This window comes from Pseudarthrobacter sp. LMD1-1-1.1, assembly GCF_040676255.1.
Classification (GTDB): Bacteria; Actinomycetota; Actinomycetes; order Actinomycetales; family Micrococcaceae; genus Arthrobacter.
On the sequence record NZ_JBEGHP010000023.1, the window covers coordinates 220,853 to 246,179 of the forward strand.

Below are 25,327 nucleotides of genomic sequence, written 5' to 3' on the forward strand. Positions count from 1 at the left end.
CGGGAACCTGCCGGCACTCCGCGTGCCGGCAGGGCCGGGATGTAACGCGGCTCAGTGAATGGGCGCTAATGCCGCCACCCTCGCTAGAGTGAAACAGTGCGCAACTACACTACTGAAGCCGAGCCCACCGCCCTGGTGGCTCCCTGGCTCGAACCGCTCCTGCCGGAACTGATCGAATTCCGCCGGGACCTGCATGCGCACCCGGAACTGTCCTTCAAGGAGTTCCGCACCACGGACAAGCTCGCCGAACGGCTCGAAGCCGCAGGCCTGAGCCCCCGCCGCCTGGAAGGCACCGGCCTGACGGTGGACGTGGGCGAAGGCCCCATTGCCACGGCCCTGCGCGGTGACATCGACGCCCTGCCCATCATCGAGGAGACGGGCCTGCCGTTCGCGTCGAAAAACCACGGCGTGACCCACGCCTGCGGCCATGATGTGCACACCACCACCATGCTGGGCATTGCCCTGGTCCTGCACCGGATGCACCAGGAAGCACCCCTCGGCGCCACCGTCCGCATCATCTTCCAGCCTGCCGAGGAAACCATGCCCGGCGGCGCACATGCCTGCATCGAGCAGGGTGTCCTGGACGGCGTGCCCCGGATCCTTGCCCTGCACTGCGACCCGCGGATCGAAGTGGGCAAGGTGGGCACCAGGATCGGTGCCATCACATCGGCCTCGGACACCATCCGGATCGAACTGTCCGGGCGTGGCGGCCACACCTCCCGCCCGCACCTCACTGAGGACCTCGTGTTCGCGCTGGCGCAGATTGCTGTCAACGTGCCGGCCGTGCTGTCTCGCAGGGTGGACGTCCGCAGCGGCGTTTCCGTGGTGTGGGGCCAGATCACCGCAGGCTCGGCGCCCAACGCGATCCCCGGCAGCGGCTACATGGCGGGAACCATGCGCTGCCTGGACCGGGATGCCTGGCATGCCGCCGGTGAACTGCTCGACGAGGTGGTGCACCAGGTGGCCGCGCCCTACGGCGTGGACGTCCACCTTGAACACACCAGGGGAGTGCCGCCGGTGGTGAACTCCGAGCATGAGACGGCGATCATCGAGGCTGCTGCCCGCGCTGAGATCGGGGAAAGCGCCGTGGTGCTGACACCCCAGTCCATGGGCGGCGAGGACTTCGCCTGGTTCCTGGCCGAACTTCCAGGCGCGATGATGCGGCTGGGCACCAAAACGCCCGGCGGCGAGGACTACGACCTGCACCGCGGCGACTACATCCTGGACGAACGGTCCCTGGGCCTGGGCATCAGGGTGCTCACCGCGGCCGCCCTGCGCACCATCCGGGACCTGGAGCAGGCGCCCCTTTCCTAGCCCCGTCCCGCCGCAGGGCCGGCCGGGAGGTGCGGATCCGGCGGTGGGAACGCACGACGGCGTTTCAACCGGGGGCGGTCCGCGCTGCGGTAAGTTGTGCACAATTTAGTTGTGCGCTACGGTAGTTCCATGACCGAAGCACCCCGCCTGGACCGGCAAGTATGTTTTGCGCTCTATTCGGCGTCCCGGGCCGCCACCGCCGTCTACCGGCCGGTCCTGGATGAGCTGGGACTCACTTACCCGCAGTACCTGGTGATGCTGGTCCTGTGGGAAAGCGAACCCCGGGGCGTGAAGGAGCTTGGCGGGGAACTTGGCCTCGATTCCGGCACCCTGTCGCCCCTGCTCAAACGGCTGGAAACGCTGGGGCTGGTGGAACGGCGGCGGTCCGGCGAGGACGAGCGCCGCGTTGCGATCCACCTGACGCCCGCCGGACGGAACCTCAGCGGCCCGGCGAGTGCCATTCCGCAGCGGCTGGCCGATGCCGCCGGACTCTCCCTGGAAGAACTTGAACAACTGCGGACCACGCTCGGCAAGCTCACGGCGGCACTGCACGAATCACTGTGACCCCGAATACTGCACCATGCCAACAACAGGACGGATATCTTTCGTGAAGACTCTCTACACCGCAGAGGCCCTGGCCTCGGGCGAAGGCCGTGACGGCGCTGCCCGCAGCAACGACGGCAAGCTCGCAGTGGCCCTCGCCAGCCCGGTCGAACTCGGTGGCAGCGGCCAGGGCACCAACCCCGAACAGCTCTTTGCCGCAGGGTACGCCGCCTGCTTCCACTCGGCCCTGCGCCTTGTCGGCCGCAAGGCAGGCGCCGACCTGACGGATTCGGCAGTGGCAGCGAAGATCCATCTCGGGCAGCTGGACGGCGGCGCCGGCTTCGGCCTGGCCGCCGAACTGGAAATCGCCCTGCCGGCACTGGACCTGGCCACGGCTAAAGACCTCGTCGCCAAAGCGCACGAAGTCTGCCCCTATTCGAACGCCACGCGCGGCAACATCGCCGTCGACCTCAAGATCCTGGAGTACGCAGCATGAGCACAGCCCTCGCAACCAACACCCGTGAAATCCGGCTCGCCTCCCGCCCCGTGGGGCGCCCGTCCGGTGAGAACTTCGAACTCGCAGAGTCACCGCTGCCCGCACTTGAAGACGGCCAGATCCTGGTGCGCAACCTCTTCATGTCCGTGGACCCGTACATGCGGGGCCGCATGAACGACGTCAAGTCCTACTCCGCCCCCTTCGCCGTGGGCAAAGCGCTCGACGGCGGTGCGGTGGGTGAGGTGATCGCGTCCCGTTCGTCGGCACACAAGGAGGGCGACGTCGTCGTCCATTCCCTGGGTTGGCGGGAGTATGCGGTGGTGGACGGCAATGCTGCCACCCCTGCCCGCACTGACCTGGCACCGGCGTCGGCTTTCCTCGGCGCCCTGGGAATGACCGGGCTGACGGCCTACACCGGCCTGTTGAAGGTAGCCGAATTCAAGCCCGGGGACGCAGTCTTCGTTTCCGGTGCCGCCGGCGCCGTTGGCTCCCTGGTGGGCCAGATCGCCAAGGCCATGGGCGCCTCCCGCGTCATCGGTTCGGCCGGCTCGCCCGCCAAGGTGGCCCGGCTCCTGGAACTCGGCTTTGACGCTGCCTTCGACTACCACGACGGCCCCGTCCTCAAGCAGTTGGAGAAGGCAGCCGGCCCGGCCGGCATCGACGTCTACTTCGACAACGTAGGGGGCGAGCACCTCGAGGCCGCCCTGGCGGTCCTGAACGTCGGCGGCCGCGTGGCGATGTGCGGCGCCATCGCCCAGTACAACTCCACGGAACCCACCCCCGCCCCCCACAACCTCATGCAGGCCATCGGCAAGCAGCTGACCCTGCGCGGCTTCCTGGTGGGCGGTCAGCGGCAGCACGCGGCTGAGTTCGCGGAGAATATGGCTGGCTGGCTGGCGGATGGGACGGTGCGTTACGACGAGACGATCGTGGACGGGCTGGAGAACGCTCCGCAGGCCTTCATGGACCTCCTGGACGGGGCAAACACCGGCAAGATGCTGGTCCGGCTGTAGCCCAAGCACTGATCCAACCGAAGAACCATAAGCAGTAGGGGCGCCTCCATTGGAAGCGCCCCTACTGCTTGGTAACAACTTGTAAACAATATTCGGGGTCAGCTCCCACCGTGCTATGGGGACGTGGCGCAGGCCACTAAAGTGATTGCCATCAGTGCGCTCCGGCGCAGTGCTGCGTGCCTTCAGTGAAAACAGAATTTCAGCGCCGAAACGGACACTCATTGAATTCCGCCCGTAGTGCCACTCGCATCATCCCTGGAGGAAAATTGAAGAAATCACTGCGTGCCGGCTTCAAGCGCGGTTCAATGGCCGGTGTGGCCACCCTCGGTGCGTCCGCTTTGCTGCTCACCGGTTGCGGAGCCGCCCCGTCTGCGTCCGGCCCCTCCGGTTCAGCGACCGCCTCGGACTACACCGCATGCATGGTGTCCGACTCCGGAGGATTCGACGACAAGTCGTTCAACCAGTCCGGCTACGAGGGCCTGCAGAGCGCCGTGAAGGACCTCGGCATCAAGGAAAAGCACGTCCAGTCCAAGGCTGACACGGACTACGATCCCAACCTCCGCTCCATGGTCCAGCAGGGCTGCAAGCTGACCGTTACTGTCGGCTTCCTGCTCGGCGACGCCACCAAGTCCATCGCGACGGCCAACCCGAACAGCCACTTCGCCATCATTGACTACAACGACCCCACGTTCCCCAAGAACGTCAAGCCGATCGTCTATGACACTGCCCAGGCCGCGTTCCTGGCCGGCTACCTGGCAGCAGGCACCTCAAAGACGGGGAAGGTCGCAACCTTCGGCGGCATCAACATTCCCACCGTCACCATCTTCATGGACGGCTTTGCCGATGGCGTGAAGTACTACAACGAGAAGAAGGGCAAGAGCGTCCAGCTCATCGGCTGGGACAAGGACAAGCAGGACGGCACCTTCGTTGGTGACTTCAAGCAGGTGGACAAGGGCAAGGTCCTGACCCAGGGGTTCCTTGACCAGGGCGCAGACATTGTTCTTCCGGTGGCCGGACCCGTTGGCGGCGGCGCGGGCAGTGCGATCCTCGATGCCAAGTCCAAAGGCAAGGACGCCAAGCTCATCTGGGTTGACTCCGATGGCTACCTGACTGCCCCGGATTACAAGTCCGTGATCCTCTCCTCCGTCCAGAAGACCATGTCCACCGCTGTGGAGACGGTCATCAAGGACGACAAGGACGGCAAATTCGACGCGTCGCCCTACATCGGAACCCTGGCAAACGGCGGCGTGGCCCTGGCGCCGTTCCACGATCTGGATTCCGCCGTGCCGGCAGACCTGAAGAGCGACCTGGACCAGCTCAAGAAGGACATCATCTCCGGCACCGTCAAGGTCGAGTCGAAGTCCAGCCCCACCAAGTAAGCACCGAACCGCGGGGCGCGCTGCCCTTCCGCCGTTACCCCGGCCGAAGGGCAGCGCGTTCTGTTTTGCTGGCAACAGACGGTCGCCGGCACCATGCAGGCGGTGCCCATTGCCGCCTTCCTGCCCTGCCCAGGAACCATCCGTGACACTAGGCTGGGACTACCCGCTGCCTCGCCGCCGACAGCGCGCCGGAGCAGATCCATACACACACAGATTGGTTGGGGTCTTGAAACTCGAACTGAAAGGGATCACGAAGAGATTCGGGTCCCTGGTAGCCAATGACCACATTGATTTGGTCGTTGAACCCGGGCAGGTGCACTGCCTCCTGGGCGAGAACGGCGCAGGGAAATCCACCCTGATGAACGTGCTCTACGGCCTGTACGATCCGACCGAAGGTGAAATCCTGGTCGATGGCAAGCCCGTCGTCTTCAAAGACCCCGGCGAGGCCATGGCGGCCGGCATCGGGATGGTCCACCAGCACTTCATGCTCATCCCGGTCTTCACCGTGGCCGAGAATGTGGCGCTGGGCAATGAGGCCACCAAAGCCGCCGGCCTGCTCAACCTGGAAGCCACGCGCGAAAAGATCCGCCGCATCTCGGACCAGTACGGGTTCGACGTCGACCCCGACGCCATGGTGGAGGACCTGCCCGTCGGCGTCCAGCAGCGGGTCGAGATCATCAAGGCGCTGGTGCGTGATGCCGAGGTACTCATTCTCGATGAACCCACCGCCGTGCTGACGCCGCAGGAAACCGATGAGCTCCTGGACATCATCCGGCAGCTGAAGCGCGACGGTAAGTCAATCGTCTTCATCTCCCACAAACTGCGTGAAGTCAAAGCCATCTCAGACACCATCACGGTCATCCGCCGCGGCAAGGTGGTGGGGCAGGCGGATCCCACGGCTTCCCCCACTGAACTGGCGTCCGCCATGGTTGGCCGCACGGTGAGCCTGACCCTCGACAAGGCGCCCGCCAAGCCCGGTGACGTGACCTTCAAGGTCCGCAACCTGACAGTGACGGACCACAACGGCCAGCACGTGGTCAATGACCTGTCCTTCGACATCGCCAAGGGCGAAGTGCTGGCCATCGCAGGAGTGCAAGGCAACGGCCAGACTGAACTGACCGAGGCGATCCTTGGCGTGCAGCCGCACGTAGCCGGGTCCATCACGCTCGACGGCGAGGAACTGCTGGGCAGGAGCGTCAAGCACGTCCTCGGTGCCGGTGTGGGCTTCGTCCCCGAGGACCGCACCATTGACGGTCTGGTGGGCACGTTCACCATCTCCGAAAACATGATCCTGGACCTCTACGACAAAGCGCCCTTCGCACGAGGCGTGGGGATGAAGCCGGGCGTGATCGCGGAGAACGCCGCCAGGAAGGTCGAGGAATTCGACGTTCGCACGCCCTCCGTGTCCGCGGCGGTGGGCACCCTTTCCGGCGGCAACCAGCAGAAGGTGGTCCTGGCCCGTGAGCTCTCCCGTCCGCTGCGGCTGTTCATCGCCTCGCAGCCCACACGTGGTCTCGACGTCGGCTCGATTGAGTTTGTGCACAAGCGGGTCATCGCCGAACGCGACCACGGGACGCCGGTCATGATCGTGTCCACAGAACTGGACGAAGTACTTCAGCTGGCCGACCGGATCGCCGTGCTCTACCGCGGCCGGCTGGTGGGAATCGTACCCGCCACCACGTCCCGCGACGTTCTGGGCCTGATGATGGCCGGTGTCCCGGCCACCGAAGCCGAAGCCAGCGCCGCCGCCCCTGTTTCCGGCGCCACCACCACAGCGGCGGTATCGGAGCCTGCCGGCCACGAAGGAGAATCCCATGTCTGAAAAGACAACCCCGGAACCGCGGACCGGCCGCAACGGCGCCCCGGAGCCCGTCGACACCCCGGTGCCCGGCGGCACCACCTCCGAGGCTGTGGCCTCCGACGTCGTCCTTGACACCGCCGGTGGCCAGATGCCGCCGTCTGCCGTTCCGGCAGCCACCCAGCGGCGCGGCCGGGACCATGACCGGGATGGAAGCGGTTCCGTCCTGCACCAGATCTTCACCGGCAACGCCATGGTCTCCTTCCTCTCCGTGCTGCTGGCGATCGTGCTCGGCGGCATCCTGATGGCAGTGACCAACCCCAAGGTCGCCGTCACGGCCGGTTACTTCTTCGCCCAGCCCGGGGACCTCCTGACCGAGGTCATCCGTCCCTACACTGCCCTGGTACAGGGGTCCATCTTCAACTGGGCCGGCGCCGACCTGGCAGCCCAGCTGTACCCGATCACCGAGACCCTCACCGTCGCAACCCCGCTGATCTGCGCGGGGCTCGGCGTCGCGCTGGCGTTCCGCGCCGGCCTGTTCAACATCGGCGCCCAAGGCCAGATCATCTTCGGCGCGCTCTTCGGCGCCTACGTAGGGTTTGCTTGGCACCTGCCCATCGGCCTGCACCTGCTGGTCGTTATCCTGGCCGGCCTCGTCGGCGGCGCGGTCTGGGGCAGCGTCGTGGGCCTGCTGAAGGCACGGACCGGGGCGCACGAGGTGATCGTGACCATCATGCTCAATTACATCGCCAACTTCCTGCTGCTGTTCCTACTCACCACCCCGGCTTTCCAGCGCAAGGGTTCCACGAACCCGATCTCGCCTTTCCTTGATTCCACCGCGTTGTTCCCCGAACTGCTCGGACCGCAATTCCGCCTGCACGCCGGCTTCCTGGCCGCGATAGCGGCCACCGCCTTCGTGTGGTGGCTGCTGAACCGCTCAACGATCGGTTTTGAGTTCCGCGCCGTCGGTGCGAACCCCAGCGCGGCCCGCACCGCTGGCATCAACGTGGCCCGCAGCACCATCCTGGTGATGGCGATCGCCGGTGCTCTGGCCGGCTTGGCCGGCGTGGCCCAGGTGTCCGGGACGGAAAAGTACCTCTCCGGCGGTGTCGCTGCCTCCATCGGTTTTGATGCCATCACGGTGGCGCTGCTGGGACGCTCGACGCCGTGGGGAACCTTCTTCGCCGGCCTGCTGTTCGGCGCCTTCCGCGCCGGCGGCGTGGCAATGCAGGCCCAGACGCAGACGCCGATCGACATTGTGCTCGTCATCCAGTCCCTGATTGTGCTGTTCATCGCAGCACCGCCGCTGGTCCGTGCGATATTCGGACTCAACCCCCGTAAGAAAAAGACCACTACGAGTGGGACCGCAGGTTCGCGTGCCGGCGGCGTCAAGAGCGGAGCGGCAGCATGAGCGCCACCACACAATCTCCCACCGGCAAACAGCCGGGCACCGGTAAGGGAACCAGCAGCACCAGCGGAGCCACCCGCGCCGGAGGCCGGACAGGCACAACCGAACTGGTGAGCTGGAAAGCCGGCGTTGGCCTTGGCCTGCTCGCCATCCTGGGAACCGTGCTGTTCGGTTTCCTGGCCAACCCAAAATCTGCCGGCTTCCGGATTGCCGAGGCCCGCGATCCGAACGCCTCCTCTACGGCGGCGTGGGTCACCCTGGCCGTGGCGCTGGCCGCCGCGGCCTACGTCGGTTACCGCTGGGTCAGCCAGCGGCGGGAGGGCGGGGGAGTAGACCGCTGGATACCCGCCACCACCATCGCTGCCGTCGCCGTCCTGGGCCTGGCCGCCCTCGGCGTCGCCCGGGTTGAAAAGATTACCGTGCCTTCGATGGCGCTGGGCTGGATCTGCTCCGTCGTGCTGCTCGCACTGGCAGGGTCCGCCTGTTTCCTGACCGTGCAGCGGCGGCGCACTCCCGGATGGCTGGGTGGCATTTTCGCAGTGGTCTTCCTCGTCGGCTTCATGATCTGGATCGTCGCCGGCGGCCGTGACCCCGAACCCTCCATCTCCCTCGGCGGCCTCATGGCCGGTGCCGTGACCCTGGCCGTACCGCTGGTGTTTGGCTCACTCTCCGGTGTGCTGTGCGAACGGGCCGGCGTGGTTAACATCGCCATCGAAGGCCAACTGCTGCTCGGGGCGTTCTCCGCCGCCGTCGTTGCCACCGTGACCGGCAACGTCTACGTTGGGCTCATCTCGGCCGCAGTCGCCGGTGCGCTCGTGTCCCTGGTCCTGGCCATCGTGAGCATCAAGTACCTCGTCAACCAGATCATCGTCGGCGTGGTCCTCAATGTCCTGATCAGCGGCCTCACCAGCTTCCTCTTCTCCACCCTGCTCACGGCGGACCCCGAACACCTCAACAAGCCCGGCCGGCTGCAGGCCGTGGATATTCCGTTCCTCGCCGACATCCCGATCATCGGCCCCATTCTGTTCCGCCAGTCCCTGGTTGGCTACCTCATGTACGTCGCCGTGATCGTGGTCTACGTGGGCCTTTTCCACACCAAGTGGGGCCTGCGCGTGCGCGCCGTCGGCGAACACCCACAGGCGGCCGACACGGTGGGCATCAACGTCAACCGGACCCGCTTCATTAACGTGCTCATGGGCGGGGCCATAGCGGGAATCGGCGGCTCCTTCTTCACCCTGGTGTCGGTGGATGCGTTCAGCAAGGACATGTCCGGCGGCCGCGGCTACATTGCCCTTGCAGCCATGATCTTCGGGCGGTGGAATCCCATCGGCGCGTTCCTGGCGGCGTTGCTGTTTGGCTTCGCCGACAACCTGCAAAGCATCATCACCATCATCGGTTCTCCCGTCCCCAGCCAGTTCATGGCGATGCTGCCCTACGCCCTGACCGTCGTCGCGGTGGCGGGCCTGGTGGGACGGTCCAGGCCGCCCGCGGCCGACGGCATACCGTACGTCAAGGGATGACCGCCGTGGACAACACACAACAGGTGGACTGGGCAGCCCTGGAAGCTGCCGCCGCAGCCGCCATGAAGAATGCGTACGCCCCGTATTCAAAGTTTCCGGTGGGAGCCGCTGCCCTGACGGGGGACGGCCGGATCGTCAGCGGCTGCAACGTGGAAAATGCCAGCTACGGACTGACCCTCTGCGCGGAGTGCGTCCTGGTGGGGGAACTGCAGATGACCGGCGGGGGACTGCTGCGGGCGTTCTACTGCGTGGACGGTGAGGGCACCGTCCTCATGCCCTGCGGCCGCTGCCGGCAGCTGCTGTACGAATTCAGCGCCCCCGGCATGCAGCTCATGACCAGCCGCGGCATCAAGACCATGGACCAGGTGCTGCCCGACGCCTTTGGTCCCGAACACCTGGAGGAGACCCGGTGACCGACAGCAAAGCAGAGGCGTTCGACGCCGTAGACATCATCCGCACCAAGCGTGACAAGGGGACGCTGAGCCCCGAACAGATCGACTGGACCATCGACGCGTACACGCGTGGGGCCATCGCGGACGAACAGATGGCTGCCCTGAACATGGCCATCCTGCTCAACGGCATGGACCGCGCCGAAATCGCCCGCTGGACGGCCGCCATGATCGCCTCGGGGGAGCGGATGGATTTCTCCAGCCTCCGTCGACCAGATGGCGGCCTGAAATACACCTCCGACAAACATTCCACCGGTGGCGTGGGGGACAAGATCACCCTGCCGCTGGCCCCGCTGGTGGCGGTGTTCGGCGTGGCCGTCCCGCAGCTGTCCGGCCGCGGGCTGGGGCACACCGGGGGCACCCTGGACAAGCTGGAGTCCATTCCGGGATGGCGGGCCAACCTGGGAAACGACGAAATCCTGGCCCAGCTCCAGGACGTCGGGGCGGTCATCTGCGCCGCCGGTGCCGGCCTGGCCCCGGCCGACAAGAAGCTCTATGCGCTGCGCGACGTCACGGGAACGGTTGAGGCCATCCCGCTGATCGCCTCCTCCATCATGAGCAAGAAGATCGCCGAGGGCACCGGGTCCCTGGTCCTGGACGTCAAGGTGGGCAGCGGAGCCTTCATGAAGGATGAAGCCAAAGCCCGCGAACTGGCGGAGACCATGGTGGCGCTCGGCAAGGACGCGGGGGTCAACACCGTTGCGCTGCTGACCAACATGAACACCCCCCTGGGCCTCACCGCCGGCAATGCCATCGAAGTCGAGGAATCGGTGGAGGTGCTGGCGGGCGGCGGCCCGGAGGACGTGGTGGAACTGACCGTCCGGCTCGCCGAGGAGATGCTCGCCTGTGCAGGGGTCCACGACGCCGACCCCGCCGCCGCCCTCAAGGACGGCCGGGCCATGGACGTCTGGAACCGGATGATCACCGCCCAGGGCGGCGACCCCCGCGCGGCGCTCCCGGAGGCCCGGGAATCCGACGTCGTCTATGCCCCTGCCGACGGGGTGCTGGTGGAACTGGACGCGCTCGCTGTCGGTGTGGCTGCATGGCGGCTGGGTGCCGGCCGGGCCCGCAAGGAGGATGCCGTACAGGCGGGGGCCGGGGTGCGCATGCACGCCAAGCCCGGCGCCACCGTGCGGGCAGGGGAGCCCCTGATGACGCTGCTCACCGACACTCCGGAGCGGTTCGCCCGTGCCCGGGAAGCCCTGGAACACGCAGTGGTCATCGCTCCGGAAGGTTCGCGGCCCGCCCAGCAGCTCATCATCGACCGAATATCATAGGGACCCATGCAGGCCATCAATGACTTCATCCTCGCCGCAGCCGGACAGCCGTGGGTGCTGGTCCTGGTGCTGGCGTGCTGCATCATTGACGGCTTCTTCCCGCCCGTTCCCAGTGAGTCCGTGGTGGTGGGCCTCGCCGCCGTGGCCGCCACCGCGGATGTTCCCAACCCGCTGCTCCTGGTCCTTGTCGCGGCGGCGGGTGCTTTCCTCGGGGACAACATCGCGTACCTGCTGGGCCGCCGGGTGGGCACCAGGCGCTGGGCCTGGATGCGCGGGCCGCGCATGCAAAGCGCGTTCCGCTGGGCGGGCCGGGAGCTGCACAAGCGGCCGGCATCGCTGATCCTGGTGGCCCGCTTCGTCCCGATCGGCCGGGTGGCGGTGAACCTGACCGCCGGGGTCACGCACTACCCGCACCTGCGGTTCGTGGGCCTGACCATCCTTTCGGCCAGCCTGTGGGCCGGCTACTCGGTGGCGATCGGGCTGTTTTTCGGCCAATGGTTCGAGAACAACCACGTCCTCGGCGCAGCGATTGCCATTGTCTGCGCGGTAGCGCTGGGCATCGTGGTGGACCTGGTAATCAACAAATTCCGGGGCAAACCCAACGTGGTGGAACGGATCCGGGAACCCGGCGCCTGACCAGCGCGTTTAAGGGGTAATTCCGGGCATTGGGGCGTAGCGGACAGGGCCCGGAGCGTGGGACACTTAGGAACGATTTCCGCTTTGGCTGCGGCACTTTGGCTGTGTCATTTTTATACAGGAGCAACACCGCGTGGAGTTTATTAATGAGGCCGTGCTCCATGCAGCGGGCCAGTGGTGGATTTACCCGGTTCTGCTGGCGTTCTTCTTCGTGGACGGCTTCGCCATGGTGGTCCCCAGCGAGACCCTCATCGTGGCGCTCGCAGCCTTCTCGCGGCACAGCGGCGAACCCAATCTCTGGCTCCTGGGGCTCACTGCACTGGTCGGCGCCATTGCCGGTGACAACATGGCCTACATGCTCGGCCGCAAAATCGGCCTGGAGCGGTGGGGATGGATGCGCCGGCCCAAGGTCCGGAAAGTCTTCGCCTGGGCCCGCTATGAACTTGAGAAACGCGGCGCGGTACTGATCTTCACCGCCCGCTACATCCCGTGGGGCCGGGTGGCGGTCAACTACGTGGCCGGAAGCACCGGCTTCTCGCACCGCAGGTTCTTCGTCTTCGACGCCTTTGCCTGTGTGACCTGGGTGGGCTACTCCCTTGGCATCGGCCTGCTGGCCAGCTCGTTCCCGTGGCTGCACCACAACCCGCTGCTGAGCGCCGGCATCGCCGTCGTCTTCGCCATTGTCCTGGGTGTGCTCATCGACCACCTGCTCCGCTGGTGGCACAAACGGCTGGGCCGGCATGATGCCCCCGAGGCGGACGAGTGGGCCGAAGGGTCCTCCGGTTCCGGGCAGGAAGACCGGCCCGGCATGCAGGCCCTCGTGGTGCCCTCGGCAGAGGCCGGACCCGCGGCCAAGTAGCGGCTGGCGTTGAACTGCGGCCCACCCTAAGGTGGGAACGTGACTGAGCCCATTGTTGACGCTGCCCCTGCCATCGATTTTGACCTGAAGAGCCTGCCCAAGGTTTCCCTCCACGACCACCTGGACGGAGGACTCCGTCCGGCCACCATCATCGAACTGGCGGAGGCCGTTGGCCACACGCTTCCCTCAACGGACCCCGTGGCCCTGGGACAGTGGTTCCGCGAATCAGCCGACTCCGGATCCCTGGTCCGCTACCTGGAAACGTTCGACCACACGGTCGCCGTCATGCAGACCTACGACGGCCTGTTCCGCGTGGCCAAGGAGTTCGTCGAGGACCTCGCGGACGACGGCGTGGTGTACGGCGAAGTGCGCTGGGCGCCGGAACAGCACCTCCAGAAGGGACTCAGCCTTGACGAAGCCGTGGAGGCAGTCCAGGACGGACTGGAAGCCGGCGTCGAGGCCGTCTCCGAGACCGGACGCGAGATCCAGGTGGGCCAGCTGATCACCGCCATGCGCCACGCCGACCGCGGCCAGGAGATCGCCGAACTCGCCGTCCGACACCGCAACCAGGGCGCAGTGGGCTTCGACATTGCCGGTGCCGAGGACGGATTCCTGCCCAGCCGCTTCAGGGATGCCTTCACGTACCTCGCCCAGCACAATTTCCCCGCCACCGTGCACGCAGGCGAGGCTGCCGGGCTGGAGAGCATCCAGTCCGCGCTGGTGGACGGCCGCGCCCTCCGGCTGGGACACGGCGTCCGCATCGCCGAGGACATCATGGTGGAATTCGACGACGACGAGGAAGCCGGGGACACCGTTGGCCTGGTCACCCTGGGCGACCTCTCCAGCTGGGTCCGCGACCGCGGCATCGCCCTGGAAATCTGCCCTTCCTCCAACCTGCAGACCGGCGCCATCGCGGAGTTCGGCGAAGGCATCGAAAGCCACCCCCTGGACATGCTCTACCAGCTGGGCTTCAACGTCACCATCAACACCGATAACCGCCTGATGAGCGGCGTTACCCTCACCGACGAGTTCAACCTGCTGGTGGAAACCTTCGACTACGACCTCGATGACCTGCTGGAGCTGACCCTCAACGCCGCCGAGGCATCCTTCCTGCCCCTCGAGGAAAAGGAAGCGCTGGTGGAGCACATCAACGACGCCTACACCAACCTTGGCTGATCCGGAATCCCGGCCCGGCAGTTCTGCAACAGCGGAACTGCTGGGCCTGATCGCCCAGCTGCGCGTGCACTGCCCCTGGATGGGCGCCCTGACGCACGCGTCGCTGGTGGAATACCTCCTGGAAGAGGCCTACGAAGTGGCCGAGACCATCGAGGAAGGCCACCCCGACGCCGAGCTGCAGGGCGAGCTCGGTGACGTGCTGCTCCAGGTGGTGCTGCATGCCCGCCTGGCTGAGGAGCGCGGCGCCTTCACGTTCGACGACGTGGCGCGCGGGCTGGGTGCCAAAATGATCCGCCGGAACCCCCACGTCTTCCGGCCTGACGGCTCCCTGCAGGACAGCTTCCCGGCCACCGTGGCGGAGATCGAGCAGAAGTGGGATGCCGTCAAGCGGGCCGAAAAGCCGGAACGGCAGGACCCCTTCGACGGCATACCGCAGGCCCTCCCGGGGCTGGCCAGGGCACAGAAGTCCCTGGCCCGTGCAGCACGTGCGGGCCTTGGGCTCCCCGCGGGCTCTCCCGTCCCCGACAGCGAGGAGGAGCTCGGAAACCTGCTGCTCGCCGTCGTCCGTTCTGCGCGGGACAACGGCATGGACGCAGAGCGCGCCCTGCATGCCGCCGTCCGCCGGTACCAGCGTGACCAGAGTGACCAAAGCGACCAAGCGCCATCATGACGTCCGGGCTTTGACCGGTTTGAGTAACCCGGAGCACTCTCGACTAGGCTGGACCGTGACGAGTACGTCGAGTTTTCTGCCTGATTCCCCCCGTTAATCGCCCATAAGGAGCAAATTCATGGCGCTTATCGATGCCATCCACGCCCGCGAGATCCTCGATTCCCGCGGCAACCCCACCGTTGAAGTTGAAGTCCTGCTGTCGGACGGCCAGATCGGCCGCGCCGCGGTTCCCTCCGGCGCCTCCACCGGTGAGCACGAGGCCGTTGAACTGCGTGACGGCGACAAGGGCCGCTACCTGGGCAAGGGCGTGCAGAAGGCCGTCGACGCCGTGATCGACCAGATCGCCCCCGCCCTGACCGGGTTCGACGCCACCGACCAGCGCAGCATCGACCAGGCCATGCTGGACCTGGACGGTACCCCCAACAAGGGCAAGCTGGGCGCCAACGCCATCCTGGGCGTCTCCCTGGCAGTCGCCAACGCAGCCGCAGCCTCCGCCGACCTGCCGCTCTACAAGTACCTGGGCGGCCCGAACGCCCACGTCCTGCCCGTGCCGCTGATGAACATCCTCAACGGTGGCTCCCACGCCGACTCCGACGTCGACATCCAGGAATTCATGATCGCCCCCATCGGCGCAGAGACCTTCTCCGAAGGCCTGCGCTGGGGCGTTGAGGTCTACCACAACCTCAAGTCCGTGCTGCAGCAGAAGGGCCTGTCCACCGGCCTCGGCGACGAAGGCGGCTTCGCGCCCAACCTGCCGTCCAACCGCGCAGCCCTGGACCTCATCACCGAAGCCATCAAGAACGCCGGCTACACCCCGGGCAAGGACATCGCCCTGGCCCTGGACGTTGCCTCCTCCGAGTTCTACAAGGACGGCGCCTACCAGTTCGAAGGCAAGTCCCTGTCCGCCAGCGACATGAGCGCGTACTACGGCGAACTCGTTGCCGACTACCCGCTGGTTTCCATCGAGGACCCGCTGGACGAGAACGACTGGGACGGCTGGAAGACCCTCACCGACGCCATCGGCGACAAGGTCCAGCTGGTGGGTGACGACCTCTTCGTCACCAACCCCTCCATCCTGCAGCGTGGCATCGACACCAGGACCGCCAACTCCCTGCTGGTCAAGGTCAACCAGATCGGTTCGCTGACCGAGACCCTGGACGCCGTCAGCCTGGCCCAGCGTGCCGGCTACACCACCATCACCTCGCACCGCTCCGGCGAAACCGAGGACACCACCATCGCCGACATCGCCGTGGCCACCAACGCCGGCCAGATCAAGACCGGTGCACCGGCCCGCTCCGAGCGCGTAGCCAAGTACAACCAGCTGCTGCGCATCGAAGAAGAACTGGACGACGCCGCACGCTACGCCGGCCGCAGCGCCTTCCCGCGTTTCAAGGGCTAGTAACCGCCCAAACCCATCCGCGGTGGCTATGGTTGAAAGACCATAGCCACCGCTGTTGTTTCCAGCAGCATTTGTTCAGCAGTGAACGTCCAGCACAGATAGTGGCGGCCCCGGCAGGCTGCGTTTCAGGAGTGTCATGGCTACCCGCCGCCCCAAAGTTCCCAAGGTCGCCCCCGCCCGTCCAGCCAAGGCAACGGACGACGACGGATCCTCCGGCGGTGCCGAGGTCATCCGGGCGGATTTCCGGCCGGCCAAGGGCGGGCCCGCGGCGGGCGCCGCACCTGCGAAGCACAACCACGCGGGCGGAACTGCTCCGGGCCGGCCCGGGAAAGCGGGGGAGGCCAAGGCGGCCAGGCCAACCGCCGGGCGCAAAGGAAGCAGCCCCGTTGACGGCAAGGACGCCCGCAGCCCCGAAGAGGAGCAGCATCCTGTCCCCGCCAAGGCCTTTTCCGGCCGCATGCTCGCGCTGGCCGTGGTGATGATCGCCATCACCGTCATGCTGGCCCCCACGGTCAAGATCTTCTTCGACAAGAAGGCCGAAATAGACGCCCTGAACGCGGATATCGCCGCACGCCAGGCCGAAGGCGACGCCCTCCGCCAGCAGGTGTCGCGCTGGCAGGACCCCAACTACGTCAAGCAGCAGGCCCGCGACCGCATTAACATGGTTATGCCGGGCGAAACCGGCTACTGGGTTTTTGGCAGCGATGAGCCGGCCGGAGAAAGCAGTAGCCCCGCCGGCGCAGCAGCACAAGACCCCGCCGATCTGCCGTGGGTGGATTCCCTGTGGGAGTCCATCAGGCGCGCGGCCACAGACTGAACCGCACAGGAAGGACGGCCCGCGACAGTGGAATACAACACGGCAGCCGCCCGGGACGAATCCCGCCAACCAACAGCACACGACCTTGAAGTACTGAGCAGGCAGCTGGGACGACCCGTCCGCGACGTCGTGGAGATTCCGGCCCGCTGCGTCTGTGGCAACCCCCTCGTGGCCGCCACCGCGCCCCGGCTGAGCAACGGTACCCCGTTTCCCACCACCTTCTACCTGACGCACCCGGTGATCACGTCCGCGGTTTCCAGGCTTGAAGCCGCCGGGGTCATGAACAACATGAACGAGCAGCTGGCCGCGGACGCCCGGCTTGCCGCTGCCTACCGGGCGGCCCACGGGGAGTACCTTGCCGCCCGCGACGCCATCGGCCGGCGTTCCGGAATCGGTCCGGTCCCCGAAATTGACGGCGTGTCCGCGGGCGGGATGCCCACCCGCGTCAAATGCCTGCATGTCCTGGTGGGCCACTCCCTTGCAGCGGGCAGCGGCGTCAACCCCCTGGGTGACCAGGCCCTGGACATGATCAGCGAATGGTGGACTGCTGACAAGTGCTACTGCGACGGCGCCTGGGACACCACCGGTGAGGCACCATCCCGGGACCTCAGCCGGCACGGGCCCCAAGGGCTCCCGGACATCGTGGGCCGCCCCGCCCCGGTCCGGAAATCCGCCGGAACCACAGAGGCGTCCGAATGACCCGCGTCGCCGCCATCGACTGCGGCACCAACTCCATCCGGCTCCTCATCGCCGACATTGACCGCAGTAACGGCGGCACAAAGCTCACCGACGTGGTCCGGGAGATGCGCGTGGTCCGGCTGGGCCAGGGCGTGGACGCCACCGGCGAACTGGCTCCGGAGGCGCTGGAACGCACGCTTGGCGCCACGGCCGATTACGCCCGCCTGATCAAGGAGCATGGCGCAGAGCGGATCCGGTTTGTTGCCACCTCCGCGAGCCGCGATGCACGCAACCGGGACGTCTTCGTGGACGGCGTCAGGGAGCTGCTGGGAGTGGAACCTGAGGTCATTTCCGGGGACGAGGAAGCGGCGTTGTCCTTTGCCGGGGCCAGCAGCGTGCTGCCCGTCCTGGACGGACAGCAGGTGCTCGTGGTGGACCTCGGCGGGGGAAGCACCGAATTCGTCCTGGGCACCGCGGCCGGCGTGACCGCTGCCAAGTCCGTGGACATCGGCTGCGTCCGGCTGACTGAACGCCACCTGCGCAACGATCCGCCCACTGCCGAACAGATTGCCGCCGCGGAAGCCGACGTGGACGAAGCCATGGCCCGAGCCGGACGCGACGTGCCCCTGGAACGCGCCACCGCCGTCGTCGGTGTTGCCGGGTCCGTCACCACCATCACCGCGCACGCGCTCCACCTGCCCGAATACTCGCCCCACGCCATCCACGGGGCCTCGCTGCCCATCGGGGACATCCGCGACGCCGCCACCGACCTGCTGGGGATGACCCGGGCCGGGCGGGCTGCGCTGCCGTACATGCATCCGGGCCGCGTGGACGTCATCGGCGCCGGGGGACTGGTGTGGCGCCGCATCCTGGAACGGATGGGGGAGCTGACCGGCGGGAAAGTCGCCGCGGCCACCGCAAGCGAGCACGACATCCTTGACGGCATCGCGCTGAGCATCGGGTAGCCCATGCATCCCACCCCAGCTTCAACCCCGCTCGTGTCCCGTGCCGCGGCTGCCGCAATGGCCGTCCTGCTGGCCTCGTGCTGCCTGTTCGCCGGCCTGTTCACGGCCCCCGCCGCACACGCCGACGAGTGGCGCGACAAGGAGTACTGGCTCGCGGACTCGGGCATTACCAAGGCCTGGGAAGTGTCAAAGGGCGCCGGCGTCAAGGTGGCCGTCATCGACAGCGGCATCGATGCCCAGCACCCGGACCTCAAAGGCGCCGTTGTCGGCGGTTACGATGCCTCCGGCTCAGGCCAGCCGGACGGCCAGAAAAGCGTCGGCTCCAAGCCTGAACACGGCACCCTGGTAGCCACCATGCTCGCAGGCCGCGGACACCAGCCCGCCAGCGCGAGCCCCAGCCCCAGCCCCGGGCCGGCTGTTCCCCCGGACGGCATCATCGGCGTCGCGCCCGAAGCGCAGCTCCTCTCCGTCTCCACCTGGCTGGGCTCGGCCAATCCGTCGGGCAAAAGCGACCAGGACCAGATTCCCGAGGCGGTCCGCTTGGCGGTGGACAACGGCGCCAAGGTCATCAACATCTCGCTCGGCAGCACCACTCCGCAGTGGCCGCAGAGCTGGGACGCCGCCTTCCTGTACGCCGAACAGAAGGACGTGGTCATCGTCGCCGCCGCCGGGAACCGGGTGGGAGGCAATACCCAGGTGGGCGCCCCTGCCACCATCCCGGGCGTGCTCACCGTCGCCGGCCTGGACCGCAAGAACGTGGCCAGCGTGGACGCTTCCTCGCAGGGCATCAGCATTGGGGTGGCTGCACCGGCCGAGAACCTCCTGGGCGGCCTTCCGGCCGGAGGCTATGCCGAATGGGCCGGAACCTCCGGGTCCACGCCCATAGTCGCAGGCGTTGCTGCCCTGATCCGGTCCAAGTGGCCGGACATGAGCGCCGAACAGGTGATCAACAGGATCGTCTCCACGGCGAAGGACGCAGGAGCGCCGGGCAAGGATCCGCTGTACGGCTACGGCATCCTCAACGCTGAGGCAGCGCTCAAGGCTGACGTCCCGGTGGTTTCAGTCAATCCGCTGGGCACCATCGCCGAGTGGATCCGCGTGCACAGGCGCGGCAATGCCGCCCCGGCAACGCCGCTGCCCACCGCAACCTCAGTGCCAAGTGCGGCACCCACGCTGCCCGAAGCCACCGTTCCTGCCGCGAAGGCGCCGTCCCAGCGCGACAGTGCCATCGGCGCCGCCGTCGTCATCGGTTTTGCCGCCCTGTTCGTGGCCATCATCGCCGCCGCTGCCGTCCAGCTCCGACGGGCTGCCCGCAACCCTTCCCTTGCCGTGGAAGAACCCGACACGGGCGTGATGGAAAGGGTCAAATCCCGCCCGGATTCCTAGGTTACGGGGGCTCCGTACGGCTAGTGAAGATTTTCACAAACTCCTGTATCCTTGAACAATGGCAACCACCCCACAGCTCCAGGACCGTCCCAGGGTACTCGTCGTCGGCGGCGGGTACGTCGGCCTGTACGTAGCACTGAAACTGCAGAAGAAGATCGCGAATGCCGGTGGCATCGTCACCGTCGTCGATCCCCTGCCCTACATGACTTACCAGCCCTTCCTCCCCGAGGTGGCAGGTGGCAACATCGAAGCCCGCCACGCAGTGGTCTCCCACCGCCAGCACCTCAAGCAGACGGAACTCATCCAGGGCCGCGTCACGTCGATCGACCACGTCAACCGGACAGCCGTGGTGGCTCCTGCCGATGGCGGCGAGAACTTTGAGGTTCCCTACTTCGACGTCGTGCTCGCAGCCGGCGCCATCACCCGCACCTTCCCCATCAAGGGCCTGGCGGACAAGGGTATCGGCCTGAAGACCATCGAGGAAGCCGTTGCCCTGCGCAACAAGCTCCTGGAGCGCATCGAGGTTGCCTCCACCATGACGGACCCCGCAGCCCGCGCCAAGGCCCTCACCTTCGTGGTGGTCGGCGGCGGCTTCGCCGGCATCGAGTGCATCACCGAGATGGAAGACCTCGCCCGCGCCGCCGTGCGCAACAACCCCCGCATCAAGCAGGAGGAAGTCCGCTTCGTCCTGGTCGAAGCCATGGGCCGCATCATGCCCGAGGTCACGGCCAAGCAGGCTGACTGGGTGGTTGAGCACCTGCGCAGCCGCGGCATCGAGGTCCTGCTGAACACCTCGCTGGACAGCGCCGAAGGCACCCTGAAGCTCATCAACCTCCCGGACAAGACTCCTGCCCAGGAGTTCGAGGCAGACACCCTGGTGTGGACGGCCGGCGTGCAGGCGAACCCGATGGTCCGCTCCACCGACTTCCCGCTCGAACCCCGTGGCCGCGTCCGCGTCCTGCCGGACCTGCGCATCGCAGGCGACGAAGGCATCGTGGAGAACGCCTGGGCCGCCGGCGACATCGCCGCTGTTCCGGACCTCACCGGCAAGGGCCTCCCGGACGGCACCTGCGTCCCCAACGCCCAGCACGCCCTGCGCCAGGCCAAGCGCCTGGCCAAGAACCTGTGGGCTTCCCGCTGGGACAAGCCGCTGGCCGACTACAAGCACAAGAACCTTGGTGCCGTAGCAGGCTTCGGCGAATGGAAGGGCGTTGCCAACATCAACCTCCTGGGCCGCATCGGCCTCAAGGGCGGACTCGCCTGGCTGGCCCACCGCGGCTACCACGGCATGGCCATGCCCACGGTGGAGCGCAAGTTCCGCGTCATCCTGAACTGGATCATCGGCTTCTTCGCCGGACGCGACACCACGCAGCTGATGGACCTGGACAACCCCCGTGGCGCCTTCGTCTCAGCAGCCACCCCGGCACCGAAGCCTGCCGCTGCCCCCGCAGCGGTGCCGGCCGCCGGCTCCAGCGCCACCGCCGCCGCTCCCAAGGAAACGGTAGCGGCCAACGCCAAGTAGCGCGCCTGTTCCACCACGCTTCACAGCGTCCGACGGCGGCTGTCCCCTTTGCGGGGGCGGCCGCCGTCGGCGTTTCCAGCCAACGCGTCCCGGGCAGGTACCATTGACCCGGCGCCCCAGTAGCCCAATTGGCAGAGGCAGCGGACTTAAAATCCGCGTGTTGTGGGTTCGAGTCCCACCTGGGGTACTTATCAAAACCCCGTCAGTTCCTTGAATTGGCGGGGTTTTTGCTTGTCATACAAGGATTTTCTCCTGCTGACTTCCTCGGCGGGTAAGTTCTGTCCGGAAATGCCGTCAAGGGCCAGTATGGTGGCAAGGAGGAATAGCACTATATAAGTGGGGGAACCAGTGGCAGGGCCTAAGCATCCAAGCACAGTCTTGGATGTCATCATTTCGGACGTCGAAACAGATGTCCGCCTGCTTGGTGTGTGCGCTGGCTACGAAAGTCAAGAGTGGCGCTACAACCAACTGGTGGGCGATTTCATTCGCTGGGCACCGGATTGGATCCTAAAAAAGTCCGAAATCCGGGACATGGGCGGCCACGACATGATGGACCTCGCAGCCAAGGCTTTGAAGCGGATTTACATCAGCGAAAAGTATGAGCACCGGGGCGAAATCGGTGAACTCCTGCTGCACATGATCCTCAGGAAGTTCATGGGTGCTGACCGGGCCATCAGCCGCATCTTTTTCAAGGATGCCCCCAACGACACAGTGAAGGGCTTCGACGGGATCTTCGTTGTTCCTACAGAGAACGAGGCTGGCGAAACGGAACTGGAACTGTGGCTGGGGGAGTCCAAGTTTTACAAGGACACAGCCCGTGGAGTCAGGGACGTTCTGGAGGAACTGGAACAGCATCTGGAATCGGATTACCTGCGGACAGAGTTTGCAGCCATCACGGACAAGATCGAGCCCGACTGGGAACATGCCGAGCAACTGCAAAAACTGCTGGACCCCAACGTGTCGCTGGACGAGGTTTTCAAGCGGGTGGTCATCCCTGTGTTCATCACCTTCGACTCCGAGATCACGAAGCGGCACAGGACGCATACGAATGAGTATGTAGCCGAAATGACTGACTTTGTGCAGCGGCAGTATTCAGGCTTCCAACGCCGCATCGCAGACCGGAACCTTCCCGCCAGCATCCGGGTTCATTTGATTCTCATGCCCCTTGACACCAAGAAAATCCTGCAAGACGAGTTCGACAGGAGGCTGAAAGCATGGCAGCAACTGTGAACGAACTGCGGGATATCCTCGACAGCCCCAACCCCATTCCTGACCCGTTCGGACTCCTTCACTCCATTACCATCCTCACGGCAGCAGATGGGCATACAGCTGCCCTGCGGGAACTGGTTGTTCGTGCGCTGGACAAGGTGGAGCAGTTCCAGAAGGAAAAACCGCTGCTGATGGCACTGGCACGGGAGTTTGGCCTGTATCCCTACATGGAGCAGGAAGGACTAACCCTCACGGATGCTTTGGCCGTGGAAATGCATCGCCCGGACAACTTGGATGGCGTGGTGTTTTCCAGCATCCAAGCAGCGGTCTATCTGGACCTCATGGAGGGCCGGAACGTCATCCTGTCCGCTCCCACATCCTTCGGCAAATCCCTGATTGTGGATGCCCTGATTGCCAGTGGGAAGTATGACAACGTAGTGCTCATAGTGCCAACCATCGCGCTCATTGATGAGACGAGACGGCGATTGAGCGACCGTCAGACGGGCCATAAGATTTACACCCATCCCGGTCAGGCCTATGCCGAACGCAACCTGTTCGTTCTGACGCAGGAACGCTACCTTGCCCTAGAAGATCCGCCCCGCCCGGACCTGTTTTTCGTGGATGAGTTTTACAAACTGGATGAACGCTCCGCAGGCAAAATCAGTGGGCGTGCAGCGCTTCTGAATCAAGCCCTATACAGGCTCATGAAAACCGGGGCTCAGTTCTATCTGGCTGGCCCGAACATCCATGAGTTGAGCGCCATGGTGCCAACGAACGTTTCACGGACGCTGCGGGTAACGGACTTTTCCACGGTCGCTGCAAACGTGCACCGGCTCCCATCCAAGACCGCTGACGAGCGTAAAGCGATGGTGAAACTGCTGGCCTCCACCTTGACTGGAGGCACCATGATTTACTGCGGCAGCCCCAAGCGTGTCCGGGAAGTAGTGGGCTGGCTGACCGAGGATGAGGATGCCACCTATGGTTCCGGGATGCCTGATGCGGCTAATTGGCTGGAACACGAGTACAGCGAGGACTGGGCGCTCCCCAGGGCTTTAAGGAAGGGCATTGGCTCCCACCACGGGAGGCTTCCCCGTTGGTTGGCCCACAAGGTTGTATCCGGCTTCAACGATGGACGTCTTGGAGTTCTGGTTTGCAACAACACGCTGATTGAGGGCGTGAACACGACAGCCAAAAACGTCATCGTTCTGGACCGAACCCTTGCCCGACGCGCTTACAACTTTTTTACTTTCATGAACATCCGTGGCCGGGGTGGACGGATGTTCAAGCACTTCGTAGGAGACATCTTCTTGTTCCACGATGCCCCGGAGCCAGAGATTAACGCGGTGGACATCCCCGCACTTAGCCAGAGCGATGATGCGCCAACTTCGCTATTGCTTTCCATGGACGCTCAGGACCGTTCCGAACGGACCAACGAACGGCTGAGTCCTGTCCTTTCCCAGCGTGTGCTGAGTCTGGAAACGATGAGGGCGAATCAGGGTGTTTCTCCTGAGGCGCAGATTGAATTGGCTGAGCACCTGCATCAACTGTCGCTTCCACGCATACAGAACCTCCTTTGGAGCACCCCATTTCCAAATGGCCGCCAGTCAAACGCTCTCATGGAACTCATTTGGGACTTCATCCCACCTGACGGAGCATCACGCCACGGGGCTGTGTCCGCTGCACAGTTAGCCCTCTACACCTATTGGGTTTCAAGTGCTGAGGGGGATCTTCGTCAGGTCATGGACCGGTTCACGGAGCCGAATCCTCAATACGATGGCAAGGAAACCCACGATGACAAGGTCGATAAGGCCTTTGATTTCATGCGCTTCTGGATTGACCATAACTTGCCTATGTTGGTCCGTGCAGTGGACAGGATTGCTGACGAAGTTTTTACTCGCCGTGGCATCACTCCCGGCAAGTACGGTGGCTACGCATCACGGATGGAGGATGGCTTCCAGCCCCACCTGCTCCTGACGCTGGAGGAGTACGGGATTCCAGTCCAGATTTCCAAGAAACTGACCCGCTGGATATCCGGCTACCGGACCCTTGATGAATTGTTGGAACGCATTGCGAGGCTTCCAATTGAAGCCCTGTCCGGTATGGATTACTTTGAGCAAGAAACAGTGCTGGCCACCATCAGCAGCCTCCGGCCTGACGGTGGCGACTTCCCGCTCTTCGGATGGGCGCGAAGGTAGGCATGGACGCTCTCATACACGGTAAAAATGTCATCGGCTGAGCAACGCACGGAACCCCAAGGCCCGACTTTGCCGTTCCTTGGTGAGGTTGAGCGGGCGGGCTTCACCGAGGCCGAGCAGCAGGTAGTCCTTGCCCCGATGAAACTTCGTGCATCCAAGGTGATCGAAGGCCGTGGTGGTGATTACAACAGCCCGGACGAGTGGACTTCTGCGCTGGAAGCAGCGCGGCAGGCTGAACGTGCTGCTGACCAGCAACTTCACGAGCAACATGGATTCCCTGACACAAGCAACATGCATGCGCAGCAGAGGCACTTTGCCCGTCTCGCTCACCTGATGAAAGAGTATCCGGAAGCCGACTGGAAGTTGCTGATGCAGAGGCGGGACACTGCCATGGAGCGTAAGCCTTCCACCCCTGTTGCCCGGAGCCTGACTATTCAGGATATTGAGCGCGACAAAGCCATTTACCTTGCGCAGAACGCTGAGCGATACAGGATCCTCATGGAGGGGGAGGACAGCGCAGTTGCACCCCTTTCCCATGTCCTCCGCACCATCCAGCGCAAGGAACGCTAACTGGTTTCCTATGGCGTGGATGTTGATGAAGTACTGACCGAAATCCCC

At 65.2% G+C, this 25,327-nt stretch carries 23 protein-coding genes and 1 tRNA gene; all 24 read left to right on the top strand.

Annotated elements, in window-relative coordinates; all coding sequences use genetic code 11:
- Window positions 1-96: 96 nt before the first annotated feature.
- The 24 genes from MRBLMD1_RS14640 (at window position 97) to MRBLMD1_RS14755 (ending at window position 25,279) form a co-directional block, all read left to right on the top strand.
- A complete protein-coding gene (locus MRBLMD1_RS14640; RefSeq protein WP_159632566.1) occupies window positions 97-1,314 on the top strand; it encodes an amidohydrolase in 1,218 nt (405 codons plus the stop codon).
- Between the two features lie 129 nt (window positions 1,315-1,443).
- Window positions 1,444-1,878: a MarR family winged helix-turn-helix transcriptional regulator gene (locus MRBLMD1_RS14645; RefSeq protein ID WP_043450533.1), complete on the top strand. Its 435-nt coding sequence runs from the start codon at window positions 1,444-1,446 to the stop codon at window positions 1,876-1,878.
- A gap of 43 nt (window positions 1,879-1,921) precedes the next feature.
- Window positions 1,922-2,353 (top strand): organic hydroperoxide resistance protein, encoded by a 432-nt coding sequence (locus MRBLMD1_RS14650; protein ID WP_364400912.1) that lies wholly within the window; start codon window positions 1,922-1,924, stop codon window positions 2,351-2,353.
- Window positions 2,350-3,366 carry an NADP-dependent oxidoreductase gene (locus MRBLMD1_RS14655; RefSeq protein ID WP_364400915.1) on the top strand — a complete coding sequence of 339 codons (1,017 nt, stop codon included), beginning with the start codon at window positions 2,350-2,352 and terminating at the stop codon, window positions 3,364-3,366. The genes MRBLMD1_RS14650 and MRBLMD1_RS14655 overlap by 4 nt, the downstream gene beginning before the upstream one ends.
- 266 nt (window positions 3,367-3,632) lie before the next feature.
- Window positions 3,633-4,745 carry a BMP family lipoprotein gene (locus tag MRBLMD1_RS14660; protein ID WP_159632562.1) on the top strand — a complete coding sequence of 371 codons (1,113 nt, stop codon included), beginning with the start codon at window positions 3,633-3,635 and terminating at the stop codon, window positions 4,743-4,745.
- Between the two features lie 226 nt (window positions 4,746-4,971).
- Window positions 4,972-6,567, top strand: coding sequence for an ABC transporter ATP-binding protein (locus MRBLMD1_RS14665; protein ID WP_159632561.1), 1,596 nt, complete (start codon window positions 4,972-4,974; stop codon window positions 6,565-6,567).
- The gene (locus tag MRBLMD1_RS14670) at window positions 6,560-7,954 is read left to right on the top strand and encodes an ABC transporter permease (RefSeq protein WP_159632560.1); all 1,395 of its coding nucleotides are present in this window, start codon (window positions 6,560-6,562) and stop codon (window positions 7,952-7,954) included. Before MRBLMD1_RS14665 ends, MRBLMD1_RS14670 begins: the two co-directional genes overlap by 8 nt.
- On the top strand, window positions 7,951-9,471 hold the full coding sequence (locus MRBLMD1_RS14675; protein WP_159632559.1) for an ABC transporter permease: 1,521 nt from the start codon (window positions 7,951-7,953) through the stop codon (window positions 9,469-9,471). The genes MRBLMD1_RS14670 and MRBLMD1_RS14675 overlap by 4 nt, the downstream gene beginning before the upstream one ends.
- Complete coding sequence (locus MRBLMD1_RS14680) at window positions 9,468-9,884, top strand: cytidine deaminase (protein WP_364400921.1); 417 nt, start codon at window positions 9,468-9,470, stop codon at window positions 9,882-9,884. Before MRBLMD1_RS14675 ends, MRBLMD1_RS14680 begins: the two co-directional genes overlap by 4 nt.
- Window positions 9,881-11,197, top strand: coding sequence for a thymidine phosphorylase (locus MRBLMD1_RS14685; RefSeq protein ID WP_364400924.1), 1,317 nt, complete (start codon window positions 9,881-9,883; stop codon window positions 11,195-11,197). Before MRBLMD1_RS14680 ends, MRBLMD1_RS14685 begins: the two co-directional genes overlap by 4 nt.
- A gap of 6 nt (window positions 11,198-11,203) precedes the next feature.
- Window positions 11,204-11,833 (top strand): DedA family protein, encoded by a 630-nt coding sequence (locus tag MRBLMD1_RS14690; protein WP_307488576.1) that lies wholly within the window; start codon window positions 11,204-11,206, stop codon window positions 11,831-11,833.
- 133 nt (window positions 11,834-11,966) lie between these two features.
- Window positions 11,967-12,692 carry a DedA family protein gene (locus MRBLMD1_RS14695; RefSeq protein ID WP_159632555.1) on the top strand — a complete coding sequence of 242 codons (726 nt, stop codon included), beginning with the start codon at window positions 11,967-11,969 and terminating at the stop codon, window positions 12,690-12,692.
- 39 nt (window positions 12,693-12,731) lie between these two features.
- Window positions 12,732-13,868 carry an adenosine deaminase gene (locus tag MRBLMD1_RS14700; protein ID WP_364400929.1) on the top strand — a complete coding sequence of 379 codons (1,137 nt, stop codon included), beginning with the start codon at window positions 12,732-12,734 and terminating at the stop codon, window positions 13,866-13,868.
- A 79-nt stretch (window positions 13,869-13,947) separates the two neighbouring features.
- Window positions 13,948-14,538 carry a MazG nucleotide pyrophosphohydrolase domain-containing protein gene (locus MRBLMD1_RS14705; RefSeq protein ID WP_364401447.1) on the top strand — a complete coding sequence of 197 codons (591 nt, stop codon included), beginning with the start codon at window positions 13,948-13,950 and terminating at the stop codon, window positions 14,536-14,538.
- Between the two features lie 118 nt (window positions 14,539-14,656).
- A complete protein-coding gene (gene eno, locus MRBLMD1_RS14710; protein WP_110542781.1) occupies window positions 14,657-15,937 on the top strand; it encodes a phosphopyruvate hydratase in 1,281 nt (426 codons plus the stop codon).
- 136 nt (window positions 15,938-16,073) lie between these two features.
- Window positions 16,074-16,754, top strand: coding sequence for an FtsB family cell division protein (locus tag MRBLMD1_RS14715; RefSeq protein ID WP_364400932.1), 681 nt, complete (start codon window positions 16,074-16,076; stop codon window positions 16,752-16,754).
- Window positions 16,755-16,781: 27 nt separating this feature from the next.
- Complete coding sequence (locus tag MRBLMD1_RS14720; RefSeq protein WP_364400935.1) at window positions 16,782-17,453, top strand: DUF501 domain-containing protein; 672 nt, start codon at window positions 16,782-16,784, stop codon at window positions 17,451-17,453.
- On the top strand, window positions 17,450-18,397 hold the full coding sequence (locus tag MRBLMD1_RS14725; protein WP_364400938.1) for a Ppx/GppA phosphatase family protein: 948 nt from the start codon (window positions 17,450-17,452) through the stop codon (window positions 18,395-18,397). Before MRBLMD1_RS14720 ends, MRBLMD1_RS14725 begins: the two co-directional genes overlap by 4 nt.
- Window positions 18,398-18,400: 3 nt before the next feature.
- Window positions 18,401-19,783 (top strand): S8 family serine peptidase, encoded by a 1,383-nt coding sequence (locus tag MRBLMD1_RS14730; protein WP_364400941.1) that lies wholly within the window; start codon window positions 18,401-18,403, stop codon window positions 19,781-19,783.
- A 58-nt stretch (window positions 19,784-19,841) separates the two neighbouring features.
- Window positions 19,842-21,305, top strand: coding sequence for an NAD(P)/FAD-dependent oxidoreductase (locus MRBLMD1_RS14735; protein WP_159632550.1), 1,464 nt, complete (start codon window positions 19,842-19,844; stop codon window positions 21,303-21,305).
- 113 nt (window positions 21,306-21,418) lie between these two features.
- Window positions 21,419-21,492, top strand: a tRNA-Leu gene (locus MRBLMD1_RS14740).
- A gap of 191 nt (window positions 21,493-21,683) precedes the next feature.
- Window positions 21,684-22,535 (top strand): HamA C-terminal domain-containing protein, encoded by an 852-nt coding sequence (locus MRBLMD1_RS14745; RefSeq protein WP_364400945.1) that lies wholly within the window; start codon window positions 21,684-21,686, stop codon window positions 22,533-22,535.
- Entirely contained in the window at window positions 22,520-24,709 is a 2,190-nt protein-coding gene (locus tag MRBLMD1_RS14750) for a DEAD/DEAH box helicase (protein WP_364400948.1), read from the top strand. Before MRBLMD1_RS14745 ends, MRBLMD1_RS14750 begins: the two co-directional genes overlap by 16 nt.
- A 27-nt stretch (window positions 24,710-24,736) precedes the next feature.
- The gene (locus MRBLMD1_RS14755) at window positions 24,737-25,279 is read left to right on the top strand and encodes a hypothetical protein (RefSeq protein ID WP_364400951.1); all 543 of its coding nucleotides are present in this window, start codon (window positions 24,737-24,739) and stop codon (window positions 25,277-25,279) included.
- The last annotated feature ends 48 nt before the right edge of the window (window positions 25,280-25,327 follow it).